14 protein-coding genes are annotated in these 15,360 nt (G+C 60.4%); 10 read left to right on the plus strand and 4 right to left on the minus strand.

The features are described 5' to 3' along the window. Positions 1-84: 84 nt before the first annotated feature. The 5 genes from EQV97_RS08525 to EQV97_RS08545 all read left to right on the plus strand — a co-directional run bounded on the left by EQV97_RS08525 (position 85) and on the right by EQV97_RS08545 (position 5,655). Complete coding sequence (locus EQV97_RS08525) at positions 85-1,335, plus strand: aspartate aminotransferase family protein (RefSeq protein ID WP_122837538.1); 1,251 nt, start codon at positions 85-87, stop codon at positions 1,333-1,335. Positions 1,336-1,562: 227 nt separating this feature from the next. Further along, positions 1,563-2,537 carry an amino acid ABC transporter permease gene (locus EQV97_RS08530; RefSeq protein ID WP_122837537.1) on the plus strand — a complete coding sequence of 325 codons (975 nt, stop codon included), beginning with the start codon at positions 1,563-1,565 and terminating at the stop codon, positions 2,535-2,537. A 69-nt stretch (positions 2,538-2,606) separates the two neighbouring features. Continuing rightward, positions 2,607-3,335: an amino acid ABC transporter ATP-binding protein gene (locus tag EQV97_RS08535; RefSeq protein WP_163019374.1), complete on the plus strand. Its 729-nt coding sequence runs from the start codon at positions 2,607-2,609 to the stop codon at positions 3,333-3,335. 45 nt (positions 3,336-3,380) lie between these two features. Further along, a complete protein-coding gene (locus EQV97_RS08540) occupies positions 3,381-4,214 on the plus strand; it encodes a transporter substrate-binding domain-containing protein (RefSeq protein WP_122837535.1) in 834 nt (277 codons plus the stop codon). A 157-nt stretch (positions 4,215-4,371) separates the two neighbouring features. Further along, the gene (locus tag EQV97_RS08545) at positions 4,372-5,655 is read left to right on the plus strand and encodes an FAD-binding oxidoreductase (RefSeq protein WP_240888818.1); all 1,284 of its coding nucleotides are present in this window, start codon (positions 4,372-4,374) and stop codon (positions 5,653-5,655) included. Positions 5,656-5,839: 184 nt separating this feature from the next. On the opposite strand, the gene trxB is transcribed toward EQV97_RS08545, so the two are convergent. Further along, positions 5,840-6,802 carry a thioredoxin-disulfide reductase gene (gene trxB, locus EQV97_RS08550; RefSeq protein WP_122837533.1) on the minus strand — a complete coding sequence of 321 codons (963 nt, stop codon included), beginning with the start codon at positions 6,800-6,802 and terminating at the stop codon, positions 5,840-5,842. 312 nt (positions 6,803-7,114) lie between these two features. On the opposite strand from trxB, the gene cysZ reads away from it, so the two are divergent. Both cysZ and EQV97_RS08560 read left to right on the plus strand, forming a co-directional pair. After that, a complete protein-coding gene (cysZ, locus tag EQV97_RS08555; protein WP_122837532.1) occupies positions 7,115-7,867 on the plus strand; it encodes a sulfate transporter CysZ in 753 nt (250 codons plus the stop codon). 39 nt (positions 7,868-7,906) lie between these two features. Next, entirely contained in the window at positions 7,907-9,106 is a 1,200-nt protein-coding gene (locus tag EQV97_RS08560; protein ID WP_225570928.1) for a glycosyltransferase family 1 protein, read from the plus strand. Positions 9,107-9,572: 466 nt separating this feature from the next. Here the strand turns inward: EQV97_RS08560 and EQV97_RS08565 are convergent, their stop codons facing one another. From EQV97_RS08565 to EQV97_RS08575, 3 genes are all read right to left on the minus strand, one after another. Then, entirely contained in the window at positions 9,573-10,676 is a 1,104-nt protein-coding gene (locus EQV97_RS08565) for an NADH:flavin oxidoreductase (protein ID WP_240888819.1), read from the minus strand. Between the two features lie 161 nt (positions 10,677-10,837). Beyond that, positions 10,838-11,320: a glutathione peroxidase gene (locus tag EQV97_RS08570; protein WP_122837529.1), complete on the minus strand. Its 483-nt coding sequence runs from the start codon at positions 11,318-11,320 to the stop codon at positions 10,838-10,840. Positions 11,321-11,443: 123 nt separating this feature from the next. Continuing rightward, entirely contained in the window at positions 11,444-11,929 is a 486-nt protein-coding gene (locus tag EQV97_RS08575) for a peptidylprolyl isomerase (RefSeq protein ID WP_045061434.1), read from the minus strand. Between EQV97_RS08575 and EQV97_RS08580 the strand changes: the two genes are divergently transcribed. Genes EQV97_RS08580 through EQV97_RS08590 form a run of 3 tightly spaced genes read left to right on the plus strand, consistent with a single transcriptional unit; the run spans position 11,898 to position 15,299 of the window. Next, positions 11,898-12,236: a DUF3565 domain-containing protein gene (locus EQV97_RS08580; RefSeq protein WP_122837528.1), complete on the plus strand. Its 339-nt coding sequence runs from the start codon at positions 11,898-11,900 to the stop codon at positions 12,234-12,236. The genes EQV97_RS08575 and EQV97_RS08580 overlap by 32 nt on opposite strands. A gap of 57 nt (positions 12,237-12,293) precedes the next feature. After that, complete coding sequence (pta, locus tag EQV97_RS08585; protein WP_122837527.1) at positions 12,294-14,393, plus strand: phosphate acetyltransferase; 2,100 nt, start codon at positions 12,294-12,296, stop codon at positions 14,391-14,393. Beyond that, the gene (locus EQV97_RS08590; RefSeq protein ID WP_240888820.1) at positions 14,394-15,299 is read left to right on the plus strand and encodes an acyltransferase; all 906 of its coding nucleotides are present in this window, start codon (positions 14,394-14,396) and stop codon (positions 15,297-15,299) included. It begins immediately after the preceding gene. The last annotated feature ends 61 nt before the right edge of the window (positions 15,300-15,360 follow it).

Raw genomic sequence — 15,360 nt, forward strand, 5'->3', positions numbered from 1 at the left:
CCCGGCGACTTTATTTCGTTTGCCCGCCACCACCGCTCACGGCTTAGATAAAAAGAAGCATCCCTTCTTCAGAGTCGGTCACCCATGAGCAGCGAAAGCATCAGCCGTTCGATCAACGTGGTTCATCCCGTCACCCTCAGCCATGGCAAAAATGCCGAGGTCTGGGACACCGAGGGCAAGCGCTACATCGACTTCGTCGGTGGTATCGGCGTGCTCAACCTCGGTCATTGCCACCCGCGCATCGTCGAAGCCATTCGCGATCAGGCCACACGGCTGACCCATTACGCATTCAACGCCGCCCCACACCAGCCCTACATCGATTTGATGGAGCGCCTCAGCGCCTTCATCCCCGTCGACTACCCGGTCAGCGGAATGCTCACCAACAGTGGCGCAGAAGCCGCAGAAAACGCCTTGAAGATCGTCCGTGGCGCCACCGGGCGTAGCGCCGTGATTGCTTTCGACGGCGCGTTTCACGGCCGTACCCTGGCCACCCTCAACCTCAACGGTAAAGTCGCGCCCTACAAACAAAAAGTTGGCCTGCTGCCCGGGCCTGTTTACCACTTGCCCTATCCGAGCCACGACAATGGCGTGACCTGCGCTGAAGCCCTCAAAGCCATGGACCGTCTGTTCAGCGTGGAAATCGACATTGCTGACGTCGCCTGTTTCATCTTCGAACCGGTGCAGGGCGAAGCGGGCTTTCTCGCGATGGACCCGGCGTTCGCCCAGGCGCTGCGACGTTTGTGCGATGACAAGGGTATTGTGCTGATCGCCGACGAGATCCAGTCGGGCTTTGGCCGTACCGGCCAGCGCTTCGGCTTTTCGCGCCTTGGCATCGAGCCGGACCTGATTCTGCTGGGCAAAAGCATCGCCGGCGGAGTGCCACTGGGCGCGGTGGTCGGGCGCAAGGAGCTGCTGGACGTACTGCCCAAGGGCGGGCTGGGCGGCACCTATTCCGGCAACCCCATAGCCTGCGCGGCTGCGCTGGCGACCCTTGACGAAATGACCGACGCCCGATTGCACAGCTGGGGTGCGCAGCAGGAAGAAGCCATCGTCAGCCGCTATCAGTCCTGGCACACCCGCCAGCTGTCGCCCTTCCTCGGGCGCCTGACCGGTGTCGGCGCCATGCGCGGCATCGAGCTGACTCATCCTGACGGCACGCCGGCTGCCGCGCAGCTCACCCAATTGCTGGCCCTGGCCCGGGATGCCGGCTTGTTGCTGATGCCCAGTGGCAAGTCGCGCCACATCATCAGGCTGCTGGCGCCGTTGACCACCGAGGCCGCCGTGCTGGAGGAAGGCCTGGACATCCTCGAGTCCTGCCTGGCACAACTGACCTGATGGCAAAATGAGCTCAGGGACTGACGTAGCGAATTATGGTCGCTTGCAGTCCCTGAATTTGCGTCGCAATACTCATCGAAGACATCCGATTTCGAACTGTAGGAGCCGGATTGCCGGCGATGGCGTACTTGAAATCGCCATCACCGGCACACCGGCTCCTACAGTTCAAATCCTGACCAACCCCACTTTATCAGCGAGATCATCACCATTTAAACGCCGAGGCATGCATGTATCACGACAATATAATTTATAAGAAGAAGTCCAACGATCCTCAATTCCTGCTCGGCGTAGCCGTTGTACTGTTCCTCGGCGCCTACCTGATGAACCTGGGCAACAGCGCCCTCGGTAACGTTCTGCATCCACTGCTGGGCAATGCCCCCGACAGCCTGACTACCCGCAACATCGCCATCGGCCTGGCCATCGCCGCGCTGGGGACGCTGAACTTCCACATCCTCGGACGCCTCAAGTTCAAGGTGCAGACCACGGTGGTCTGGATTGAACTGCTGATCCTGTTCCTCGCGTTCTTCGACACCTTCGACCTGTCCTACAGCTTCATCCTCGACAAAGTCGGTTTCCTGGTCGTCCAGGGCGCCGCCACCACGCTGTACATTTCGGCGGTGGCGATCGTGATTGCCTTCGTGCTGGCGTTGATCGGCGCAGTCGCCAAGCTGTCGAACAACGGTCTGGCCAACGCCCTCGCTTCGTTCTACACCTCGTTCTTTCGCGGCGTGCCGTTGCTGATCCAGATCTACCTGATCTACCTCGGCCTGCCGCAGCTGGGGTATGTGGTCGACGCAGTCCCGGCGGGCATCCTCGCCTTGTCGCTGTGCTACGGCGCTTACATGACCGAGATTTTCCGCGCCGGCATCCAGAGCATTCCGGTGGGTCAGTGGGAAGCCTCCCGGGCGCTGAATATCAGCCCGTTCAAGACCTTGAGCCGGGTGATCATGCCCCAGGCGCTGCGCGTGATTATCCCGCCCACCGGCAACCAGTTCATCGCCATGCTCAAGGACAGCTCCCTGGTTTCGGTGATCGGCGTGTGGGAGTTGATGTACCTGGCCAAGACCCAGGGCCGTGCGGACTTCCGCCACCTGGAAATGCTGATCACCGCCGCGATGATCTACTGGGCGCTGTCGTTCATTCTCGAGCGGGTGCAGGCGCGAATCGAAAAACGGGTGAACCGATCCACGGCAAGAGGTTGATGGCTGATGACTCTCACCAGTACCGCAGAACGTCTCGACCTGGCCCCGGCTGGGCCAGCCAATCCCCCGATGATTTCCATCACCGGCCTGAACAAGTGGTACGGCAATTTTCATGCGCTACGCGATGTCGACCTGAACGTCGCCACCGGTGAAATCCTGGTGGTGTGCGGGCCCTCGGGCTCGGGCAAGTCGACGATGATTCGCTGCATCAACCATCTGGAAAATTTCCAGAAAGGCCAGATCAAGGTCAACGGCATCCTCCTCACCAGCGAGGCAGAAAGTGTCAGCGCCGTGCGCAGTGAAATCGGCATGGTGTTCCAGAGCTTCAACCTGTTCCCGCACCTCAGCGTGATGGACAACCTGACCCTGGCGCCGCAACTGGTGCAAGGCGTGTCGGCTGGGGAAGCGAAGAAGCGCGCGCAGGTGTACCTGGAGCGGGTGCGCATTGCCGAGCATGCCGACAAATACCCGTCGCAACTATCCGGCGGCCAGCAGCAGCGAGTGGCGATTGCCAGGGCGTTGTGCATGAATCCCAAAGTGATGCTGTTCGATGAACCGACCTCGGCCCTGGACCCGGAAATGGTCCATGAAGTACTGGACGTGATGGGCGAACTGGCCACCGACGGCATGACCATGATCTGCGTCACCCATGAAATGGGCTTTGCCAGCAAGGTCGCCGACCGCGTGCTGTTCATGGATCAGGGGCAGGTAATCGAACAGGCCACCCCGGCCGAATTTTTCAATAACCCGCAGACCGAACGTGCGCAGAAATTCCTATCGCAGATCATCGGTCACTGAACACCGCTTCGCCCTTCATAACAATAACGAGACATGGAGATGGACATGGTCAGAAGTAAACGCGTACTCACCCTCGCCGCCGCAATGTCGCTGTTGTTTGTCGGCGCCGCCCATGCCGGCGCGGTGCTGGACAAGATCCAGAGCAGCAAGACGATGACCGTTGCCACGTCGGCCACCTGGCCGCCACAGGGCTTCATCAACGACAAGAATGAAATCGATGGCTTCGATATCGATGTCTCGAAAGAAATCGCCAAGCGCCTGGGCGTCGAGGTCAAGTTCATCACGCCCGATTGGGACGTGATCACCGCCGGCAAGTGGAACGGACGCTGGGACATGTCCGTGGGCTCGATGACGGCAACCAAAAGCCGCGCGCGCATCCTCGACTTCCCGGGCACTTATTACTACGTGCCTTACGTGTTTGCCGTGCATGACAAGTCCACGGTCACGGACCACAAAGCCTTGAACGGCAAGACGATCGGCGTTGAAGGGGGCACCACTTCCGAGGACTTCCTCAACCAGGCATTGGCCATCGAAACCAGCGATGTGCCGCCCGTGGTGTACGACGTCAAGACCGAAAAAATGAAGACCTACGCCGGTTCCGTCGGGCCGCTGGACGATCTGCGCCTGGGCGATGGCGCTCGTCTGGACGCCATCCTTACCCAGCGCAGCACCCTGGATGCGGCGGTCAAAAAAGGCTACCCGCTACGCGCCGTGGACAACGTCGTCGTTTTCTATGAGCCGCTGGCAGTGGCTACCGACAAGGGTGATCCGGAGTTGAAGGCCAAGCTGGGCACCATCATCGACGAGATGCACAAGGACGGCACGCTGACGAAATTGTCGACCAAGTGGTACGGCGTCGATTACTCGACCGTCAAGTAACCCGTTTCCCTTGTAGGAGCGAGCTCGCGATGGGCGTCAACGATAACGCGGGCAGCCTGAATGAACGCGGTGTCCATGGTTTCTCGCGAGCAAGCTCGCTCCTACAGGGTTGAATGTGTGCGTGCATGTGCAGTCAACTATTTCCAAGGATCGACCCATGTCCTTCCCCAACACCTGGTACTCCCAAACCTCGCTGCCCCGCGCGGCCAGGCCTGAACTCAATACCGATGAGAACTGTGACGTGTGCATCATCGGTGCCGGCATCGCCGGCCTCACCGCGGCCCTGGAACTGACCCGACGCGGCAAAAGGGTGATCGTGCTGGAAGCCCACCAGGTGGCCTGGGGCGCATCCGGACGCAATGGTGGGGTGGTCTCGCCAGGCTGGGCTGAAGGCTCGGGGGCCATTCGCAAAAAGCTCGGGCTGGATCAGGCCAGGGCACTGTTTCAGATGTCAGTCGAAGGCGTACAGATCGTGCTTAATAATATCGCCGAATTGGCGCTGGGCGGTTGCGAGCCGTCCGCCGGCACGATCCGGGTCAAGCGCTACGACGACGGCGCTGGCGTCAAGTCTCACATCGAGACGATGCGCCGCGACTTCGGCTACGAGCTCAATTACCTCGACACCGCACAGATTCGCCAGCGGGCTCACACCCAACGTTACTTCCAGGGCGTAGAAGACCCGAACGCCCTGCATTTTCACCCGCTCAATTACTGCCTGGGCCTTGCACTGGCGATTGAAGCGGCGGGCGGCAAGATTCACGAACACTCGAAAATGCTGGCCTGGCATCACGCAGGTACGGACAAGTTGATCCGCACGGCTCGCGGCAGCGTACGCTGCCAGCACCTGGTGTTCTGCGCGGGCGGCTACGGTGGCCCGGAACTGCAGAAGCTCAGTCGCGCCTACCTGCCAATTGCCACTTACGTGGTACTGACCGAGCACCTGGGCGATTCGATTAAATCGGTGCTCGATTCCGGCGCAGCGTTTTCCGATGACCGTCGGGCTTCGGATTATTATCGGGTAGTGGAAGGCGATCGCCTGCTCTGGGGCGGACGCATCACCACCCGGAACGAACAGAACGAACAGGCCCTGGCCGCCATGCTCAAGGCAGACATGGTCTCGGTCTACCCACAGCTGGCCCCGGTGAAAATCGAACTGGCCTGGTCCGGGCTGATGGGCTATTCAACCAACAAGATGCCCAACCTCGGGTTGCTGGAACCGGGTGTCTGGGCCTGTACTTCATTTGGCGGGCACGGGTTGAATACCGGCTCGATCGGCGGCCGCGTCATCGCTGAGGCGGTGTGCGGGGAAAGCCGGCGGTATGAGCTGTTCAAACCCTACTTGCTGGACTGGAACGGCGGGCTGTTTGGGCGGGTCGCGGCGAATGCGATTTATCAGTCGTTGAAGGTGATGGATTTCGTGCAGGAACGAATCAAGGGTTGAGCCTGTAAAGCATCTCACTGTAGGAGCAAGCTTGCTCGCGATGGACCTCAACGATGATGTGGGCTTGCTGGATAAACGTGTCGCATGGAGGTTTTCCGCGAGCAAGCTCGCTCCTACAGTTGGGTGTTGACAGGATCCACGAACAAAAAAACCGGCCGAAGCCGGTTTTTTCATTTCAACGCTCTCAGAACTTGGCGTTCTGCAGGTCGTCCAGGTAGCGCTCGGCATCCAGTGCCGCCATGCAGCCGGCACCGGCGGAGGTGATGGCCTGGCGGTAGACGTGGTCGGCCACGTCGCCAGCCGCGAAGATACCTTCGAGGTTGGTCGCTGTAGCGTTGCCTTCACGGCCGCCCTGCACCACCAGGTAACCATCTTTCATGGTCAACTGGCCTTCGAACAGCGAAGTGTTCGGCGTATGGCCGATAGCGATGAACACGCCGTCGACTTTCAGTTCGTCGAAGCTGCCGTCGTTGTTCTTAAGGCGCGCACCGGTCACGCCCATGTTGTCGCCCAGCACTTCGTCGAGCGTCGAGTTCAGCTTCAGCACGATCTTGCCTTCGGCAACGCGAGCGTTCAGCTTGTCGATCAGGATCTTCTCGGCGCGGAAGGTTTCGCGACGGTGGACCAGGGTCACGGTGCTGGCGATGTTGGCCAGGTACAGCGCTTCTTCCACCGCAGTGTTGCCACCGCCCACTACCGCCACTGGCTTGTTGCGGTAGAAGAAACCGTCGCAGGTAGCGCAGGCCGAAACGCCCTTGCCCATGAACGCTTCTTCCGACGGCAGGCCCAGGTAACGAGCGCTGGCGCCAGTGGCGATGATCAGGGCGTCGCAGGTGTAAGTCCCGCTGTCGCCAGTCAGGCTGTAAGGCTTGGAAGCAAAGTCCACGGCATTGATGTGATCGAAGACGATCTCGGTCTCGAAGCGCTCGGCGTGTTCTTTCATACGTTCCATCAACGCCGGGCCGGTCAGGCCGTGGACATCGCCCGGCCAGTTGTCGACTTCGGTGGTGGTGGTCAGCTGACCGCCAGCCTGCATGCCGGTGATCAGCAGTGGCTTGAGGTTGGCCCGGGCGGCATAGACCGCTGCGCTGTAACCGGCAGGGCCGGAACCAAGAATAATCACTCGCGAATGACGGACTTCAGACATGACCTGCTCCTGTTGACCGGCCCAAACAACTGGCGCGGAACGCCGGGTTGCCGGCGGGAATTAAAAAGGACCGTTGAAAGCACTTGGGGAAGGCTTGGGCTCGACAGTCCTGTAAAAAGAATGGGTGCAGCTTATCGAGGGGGCGAAGATTAAGGAAATACGCAATAACAATCCAGCTCATAGGTGGTCTCTATCCGGTACCGCGACTGTATAGACTAATTTGTTAAAGCTGATGTCGTGGCTGCCACGGCGCTTTCGCCTCCCGGGCAAAGCCGGTAAGGTCGGCGCGTTTCCCCTAGCTCGGAGCCCCTTATGCCCGCCCCCGTTCTCTCTGGCCCGCAATACCTGCGTGAAGGCCTCAAGCTGGTCCTGAGCCCCGGCCTGCGTCTGTTCGTGCTGTTGCCGCTGATGATCAACCTGATACTGTTCGTCGGATTGATCTACCTGGCCAGCCATCAGTTCAGCCTGTGGGTTGATACGCTGATGCCATCATTACCCGAGTGGCTGAGTTTCCTCAGTTACATCCTGTGGCCGATTTTTGTCGTGCTGGTGGTGTTGATGGTGTTTTTCACCTTCACCATGCTGGCCAACATCATCGCGGCCCCCTTTAACGGCTTCCTTGCGGAAAAAGTCGAAGTGGTGGTGCGCGGCACCGACGACTTCCCCGCTTTCAGCTGGGGTGAGCTGATCGCCATGATCCCGCGCACCCTGGCCCGGGAAATGCGCAAGCTCGGCTACTTCCTGCCACGGGCGCTCGGGCTGTTCATCCTGTCGTTCATCCCGGTGGTCAACATCATCGCCGCGCCGTTGTGGTTGCTGTTCGGGGTGTGGATGATGGCGATCCAGTACATCGACTACCCGGCGGATAACCACAAGCTGGGCTGGAACGAGATGCTTGCCTGGCTGCGCGAAAAGCGCTGGCAGAGCATGAGTTTTGGCGGCAGTGTTTACCTGATGCTGCTGATTCCGGTGGTCAATATCCTGATGATGCCGGCGGCCGTCGCGGGCGCCACGTTGTTCTGGGTGCGTGAACGTGGCGCGGAAAACCTGGTGACCCAGCGCTGACTGTTCACAAATCCATCATTTCTCCGTCACACCGACGACATGGCCCCAGCCGACACTGGGGTCATGACGACAGCTCTGCATATCACCCTGATCACCGAAACCTTCCCTCCCGAAATCAACGGCGTGGCCAACACCCTTGGCCGCTTGTGCGACGGTTTGCGCGCGCGCGGCCATCGCGTGGAGCTGGTGCGGCCACGCCAGAATGGCGACCGGCAAATGGTGGGCGACGATGAGTTGCTGCTGTGCCGGGGCTGGCCGCTACCGGGTTATCCAGGGTTGCAGTGGGGGCAGTCGTCGATGCACAAGTTGCTGCGGCGCTGGCAGCACCATCGCCCGGATGTGCTCTACATCGCTACGGAAGGACCGCTGGGATTGTCCGCGCTGCGTGCTGCACGCCGCCTGGGCATTGCGGTGGTCAGCGGGTTTCACACCAATTTCCAGCAGTACTCCAGCCAGTATGGCTTTGGCCTGCTGACCCGCCTGCTGACTCACTACCTGCGCTGGTTTCACAACCGTTCGAGCCTGACGCTGGTGCCCAGTGTGAGTCAGCGCATGGAGCTGGAGCGTCGGCATTTCGAGCGGTTGGCGTTACTGTCCCGCGGGGTCGACAGCCAGTTGTTTCATCCGACCCGGCGCTTGCCGACGCTGCGTGAACAGTGGGGCCTGGCCGAGCGCGACATCGCCGTGATCCATGTCGGTCGCCTGGCGCCGGAGAAGAACCTGGGCCTGCTCAAGCGGTGTTTCGATACCTTGAAGGCGAGTTATCCACAGAAGAATCTGAAACTGATCGTGATCGGTGACGGCCCGCAACGGGCTGCGCTCGAGAAGGAACTGCCACAGGCGATCTTCTGCGGTGCCCAGCGCGGGGAAGTGCTGGCCAGTCACTACGCATCGGGGGATGTGTTTCTGTTTCCGAGCATGACCGAGACCTTCGGCAATGTAGTACTGGAAGCGCTGGCTTCGGGCCTGGGCGTGGTGGCGTACGATCAAGCTGCGGCGGCCCAGCATATTCGTCATGGCTACAACGGGGTGCTGGCGATGCCTGGGGATGAAGATGCGTTTTGCGATGCGGCGGCATGGTTGCTGGAGGAGCGCGAGACGTTGCGCTGCGTGCGTCTGAACGCCAGGCAGCATGCCAGTCGCCAGGGCTGGCCGGCGATTATCGAGCAGTTTGAGGGGCAGTTGCGGGGGGCTTGTGAGGGGGAGCACGTGGTGCCAAATGCACCAACCTCACCCTGAGCCCAGGGTGACATTGAGTCAGTCATCGCCAGCAGGCTGGCTCCCACAAGGGGTCTGCGGTGTACTCAAAACCTGTTAAAGCCAGCCTGCTGGTTCACAGGGGTCTGCGGTGTACACAAAACCTGTTAAAGCCAGCTTGCTGGTTCACAGGGGTCTGCGGTGTACACAAAACCTGTTACAGCCAGCCTGCTGGTTCACAGGGGTCTGCGGTGTACACAAAACCTGTTAAAGCCAGCCTGCTGGTTCACAGGGGTCTGCGGTGTACACAAAACCTGTTAAAGCCAGCTTGCTGGTTCACAGGGGTCTGCGGTGTACTCAAAACCTGTTAAAGCCAGCCTGCTGGTTCACAGGGGTTGCGGTGTACACAAAACCTGTTAAAGCCAGCTTGCTGGTTCACAGGGGTCTGCGGTGTACACAAAACCTGTGGGAGCCAGCCTGCTGGCGATGGGGCCTTCCCGGTTGACGCTTAAACCAGCGTCATCAACGCCTCACGGCTGAACGGCAGGATATCTTCCTCACGCCCATCGCGCACTTTCTGCGCCCAGTCCGGATCCACCAGCAGCGCGCGCCCTACCGCCACCAGGTCAAACTCATCGTTGTTCAAGCGTTCCAGCAGCTTTTCCAGGCTGGCAGGCTGAGCGATCTTGTCGGTGTTGACCATGAATTGCAGGAACTCGCCATCCAGGCCCACGCTGCCCACGGTGATGGTCGGTTTGCCAGTGAGTTTGCGAGCCCAGCCTGCCAGGTTCAGTTCGGACCCGTCGAACTCCGGCTCCCAGAAACGGCGCGTCGAGCAATGGAAAATATCCACGCCGGCGTCGGACAGCGGCTGGAGGAATTCACCCAGCGCTTGCGGGGTCTGCACCAGGCGCGCGGTGTAGTCCTGCTGCTTCCACTGGGAGAAGCGGAAGATGATCGGGAAGCCTTCACCGACCGCTGCACGCACCGCTTGAATCAATTCGATGGCAAAGCGCGAACGATTGGCCAGGCTGCCACCGTACTCGTCGGTGCGCTGGTTGCTGCCCTCCCAGAAGAACTGATCGACCAGATAGCCGTGGGCCCCGTGGATTTCCACGCCGTCCATGCCAATGCTTTGTGCATCCTTGGCCGCCTGGGCAAATGCGCCGATGACGTCCTGGATGTCCTGTTTGCTCATGCCGTGAACCACGACCTGACCGTCCTTCAGCTTTTCCGAGGGACCGTAGCCCGGCACGCTGGCGTCCGGCTCGGTGCCGGTGCGCCGCACACTGCCGACATGCCACAGCTGAGGCACGATCTTGCCGCCTTCGGCGTGCACCGCATCGACCACTTTCTTCCAGCCGGCCAATGCCGCCTCACCATAGAAGTGCGGCACGTTCGGGTAGCCATTGGAGGCCTTGTGCCCGACCGTGGTGCCTTCGGTGATGATCAGGCCAACGCCGGCGGCAGCGCGACGACGGTAGTACTCGATCACCTTTGAATTGGGCACGCCACCTGGGGAGAACGACCGAGTCATTGGCGCCATGACGACGCGGGTCGGCAATTGGAGAGTGCCGAGGTGGAACGGTTTGAACAGGGCTTTGACGGGCATGAGGACGCTCCACGGGGGATAGGCTTTATGACGGCGATAATATTGAGAGCGCCGAGCCATTGGAAGCATTATTGATTTTGGTGATTTAGGGTCAGAAGGCAGAATCAAAAGATCGTCCGAACGCTCGGGCCGCGTTCGGACGATCTTTTGATTTTTCTTTTTCAGCTCAGAGCTTTTTCAATCGCATGAACAATCGTTGGATCATCCGGCGCCGTGCGCGGTGAGAACCGCGCCAGCACGCGGCCGTCCTTGCCCAGCAGGAATTTCTCGAAGTTCCAGGTGATGTCCCCTGGAAACTCTGCCCCCTCGCCCGCCAGCAGGCGATACAACTGATGACGATCGTGCCCGTTCACTTCCAGCTTGCTGGACAACGGAAACGTCACGCCATAGTTCAGACTGCAGAATTCCTGGATCTCCTGCTCAGTCCCCGGTTCCTGTCCGGCGAACTGGTTGCACGGCAGCCCGAGCACGCTGAAACCTTTGTCCTTGTACTGCTGGTAAAGGTTTTCCAGCGCCGCGTATTGCGGAGTCAGGCCACATTTGGAGGCAACGTTCACCACCAGCACGACGCGCCCTTTGAAAGGCGCCAGCGGTAGCTCCTGACCATCCAGGGCTGTCAATTTAAGGTCGTGAAAAGCGCTCATGACGAACTCCAAATTCCCGTGTTCTTCTCGAAACAGCTACCTGGCGGCGCTGCCATGGACAACCGCGGACTAAAAAAGGCGCCCTCGGGCGCCTCTCCAGTTCTCTGAGCTTAGCGCAGAAAATCAGTGGTGATGACCACCTTCGCCATGGACGTGACCATGGGCAACTTCTTCCTGGCTGGCGTCACGGATGTCGATGATCTTGACCTGGAAATTCAGGCGCTGACCGGCCAACGGGTGGTTGCCGTCGACAGTCACGTCGTCGCCGTCCAGATCGCGAATGGTGACGATCTGCATCTGGCCGTCCGGAGCGGAAGCGTGGAACTGCATGCCCACTTCCAGTTCGTCGACGCCTTCGAACATGCTGCGGCTCAGGGTGCTGACCAGTTCGGCAGCGTACTCGCCGTAAGCGTCTTCAGGTTCAACGGCAACGGTCAGTTCATCACCAACTGCCTTGCCTTCCAGGGCTTTTTCCAGGCCTGGAATGATATTGCCTGCGCCTTGCAGGTAAACCAGCGGCGCGCCGCCGGCGGAGCTGTCGATGACCTCACCAGCGTCGTTGGTCAGGGTATAGTCGATGGAGACAGCCTTATTGGCGGCGATCAGCATGGGGCGAGACCTTTTGCAGAAGAATATAGAAAGGCCAAGTTTAGCGAAGCAATCGCCCGAAAGCGAACACAACCCGGACAGACGGATGACGATGCAGGACTCCAGGGTCACAGGTTTCCACCAGGACGAGGACGGGCATTGGGTGGCCGAGCTTTCCTGCGGCCACACCCAGCACCTGCGCCACCAGCCGCCATGGCAATCCCGGGCCTGGGTCATGGACCCGGTGCAGCGCACTGAAAAAATAGGCCAGCCCTTTGCGTGCGGTTGGTGCGCACAAGGCCCGGTTAGCGATAACCTTGGCGACTGAATGTCGGTAGACCTTCAAAAATAGAAGGTCACCCCTGCGCTCCCTTAGAGAATCCGCATGCAAACTTTTTTTATCGCACCTACCGATTTTGGTGTGGGTCTGACCTCCATCAGCCTCGGGCTGGTGCGCACCCTTGAGCGAGCCGGTCTCAAGGTCGGCTTTTTCAAACCGATCGCCCAACCACACCCGGGCGACACCGGGCCTGAACGCTCCACTGAACTGGTGGCGCGTACCCATGGCCTCAAACCGCCCCAGCCGCTGGGCCTGGCCCACGTCGAACGCATGCTGGGCGACGGTCAGCTCGATGAGCTACTCGAAGAAATCATCACGCTCTATCAACAGGCAGCGATCGGCAAGGACGTGCTCATCGTCGAAGGCATGGTCCCGACCCGCAGTGCCAGCTACGCTGCGCGAGTCAATCTGCACCTGGCCAAGAGCCTGGACGCCGACGTGATCCTGGTCTCGGCGCCGGAAAACGAAGTCCTCACCGAACTGTCCGGCCGTGTGGAATTGCAGGCGCAGTTGTTTGGTGGCCCCAAGGACCCGAAAGTCCTCGGCGTCATCCTCAACAAGGTCAAGACCGACGAAAGCATGGAAGTCTTCGCCTCGCGCCTGAAAGAACATTCGCCATTGCTGCGCAGCGGTGATTTCAAACTGCTCGGGTGCATCCCGTTCCAGCCGGAACTCAACGCCCCCCGCACCCGCGACGTCGCCGACCTGATGGGCGCGCAGATTCTCAACGCCGGGGATTACGAAACCCGGCGCATGAGCAAAATCATCATCTGCGCGCGAACCATGCGCAACACTGTCGAGCTGCTCAAGCCCGGGGTGCTGGTGGTCACCCCGGGCGACCGCGACGACATCATCCTCGCCGTCAGCCTCGCCGCCATGAACGGCGTACCGCTGGCCGGCCTGCTGCTGACCAGCGACACCCTGCCCGACCCGCGCATCATGGACTTGTGCCGCGGCGCCTTGCAGGCCGGCCTGCCCGTGCTGTCGGTGAGCACCGGTTCATACGACACTGCCAACCAGTTGAACGGCCTGAACAAGGAGATCCCGATCGACGACCGCGAGCGCGCGGAGATCATCACCGACTTCGTCGCCAGCCACCTCGACGCCAACTGGCTGCACCAGCGCTGCGGTACTCCGCGGGAAATGCGCCTGTCGCCGGCAGTGTTCCGCTATCAACTGATCCAGCGCGCCCAGGCCGCTAACAAGCGCATCGTATTGCCTGAGGGCAGCGAGCCGTTGACCGTACAGGCGGCTGCCATCTGCCAGGCCCGCGGCATCGCCCGTTGCGTGCTCCTGGCCAAGCCCGCAGACGTCGAAGCCGTGGCCCGTGCGCACGGTATAGAGCTGCCGCCGGGGTTGGAAATTCTCGACCCGGACTTGATCCGCGAGCGCTATGTCGAGCCGATGGTCGCACTGCGTAAAAGCAAAAGCCTCAACGCGCCGATGGCCGAGCAGCAACTGGAAGACACCGTGGTGATCGGCACCATGATGCTGGCGCTGGACGAGGTCGACGGCCTGGTGTCCGGGGTCATCCACTCCACCGCCAACACCATCCGCCCCGCCCTGCAGCTGATCAAGACCGCGCCGGGCTGCACCCTGGTGTCATCGGTGTTCTTTATGTTGTTTCCGGAAGAGGTGCTGGTCTACGGCGACTGCGTGATGAACCCGCACCCGAGCGCCAGCGAACTGGCCGAGATCGCTCTGCAAAGTGCCGACTCGGCGGCGGCTTTCGGCATCACTCCGCGGGTGGCGATGATCAGCTATTCCAGCGGCGAATCCGCCAGCGGTGAAGAAGTCGAGAAAGTCCGCGAAGCGACATTGCTCGCCCACGAACAGCAGAACTCGCTGCTGATCGATGGCCCCCTGCAGTACGACGCTGCCGCCAACGAAACCGTGGCCCGGCAACTGGCGCCTAACAGCCAGGTCGCCGGTCGCGCCACGGTGTTCGTGTTTCCCGACCTGAACACCGGCAACACCACACACAAAGCCGTGCAGCGCAGCGCCGACTGCGTCAGCCTCGGGCCGATGCTGCAAGGCCTGCGCAAACCGGTGAACGACCTGCCGCGCGGCGCGCAGGTCGACGACATCGTCTACACCATCGCGTTGACCGCGATCCAAGCCGCCAACCGACCAATGGATCTTTAAATGCTGGGTTTCCTGCCTGCCGCCGTGCGCGGCGTGATCGCCTCGCTATTGCTGGCGCTCAATACCATCCTGCTGTGCTCGTTCCTGTTCTGCGTGGCGATCTTCAAGGTGCTGCCCTTTGCCATCACCCAGCGCTTCACGCGCTGGCTGATGAGCCATACCCATGAAGCCTGGATCAGCAACAACAAATCCTGGATGAACCTGGTCTGCCGCACCCGCTGGCACCTCAGCGGCCTGGAAGGCCTGGACTATCAGCACTCCTACCTGATCACCAGCAACCACCAGAGCTGGGTCGACATCATGGTGCTGCAGTACGTGCTCAACCGCCGCATCCAGCCGCTGAAGTTCTTTCTCAAGCAGGAACTGATCTGGGTCCCGGTGATCGGTCTGGCATGGTGGGCCCTGGGCTTCCCGTTCATGAAGCGCTACTCCAAGGCCTACCTGGAAAAGCACCCGGAGAAGAAAGGCAAAGACCTGGAAACCACCCGCAAGACCTGCGCAAAATTTCGCAACTACCCGGTAGGCATGTTCAACTTCGCCGAAGGCACGCGCTTTACCGAGGGTAAACACGCGCAGCAGAAATCACCCTTCAAATACCTGCTAAAACCCAAGGCCGGCGGCATTGCGTTCGTGCTGGATGCGATGGGTGAGCAGCTGGAGTCGATCGTCAACGTGACCATCCACTATCCTGGCGGGCGTCCGGGGTATTGGGATCTGTTGTGCGGGAACGTGCAGGATGTGGTGGTGCACTTCCAGGAGCTGAAAATTCCGCCGGAGTTCATCGGCAAGAATTATGAGCAGGATGGGGAGTACCGGTTGCAGTTTCAGGGGTGGATCAATCAGCTCTGGGAAGACAAGGATGCACTGTTGGAGCAGATGCATCGCAAATATCCAGTCAAACACTGATCTCCTGTTGGAGCCAGCCTGCTGGCGATAGCGGATTCACATTCAGCAGATGGGTTGACTG

The organism is Pseudomonas sp. TMW22090, from assembly GCF_022496665.1.
GTDB lineage: Bacteria > Pseudomonadota > Gammaproteobacteria > Pseudomonadales > Pseudomonadaceae > Aquipseudomonas > Aquipseudomonas gregormendelii.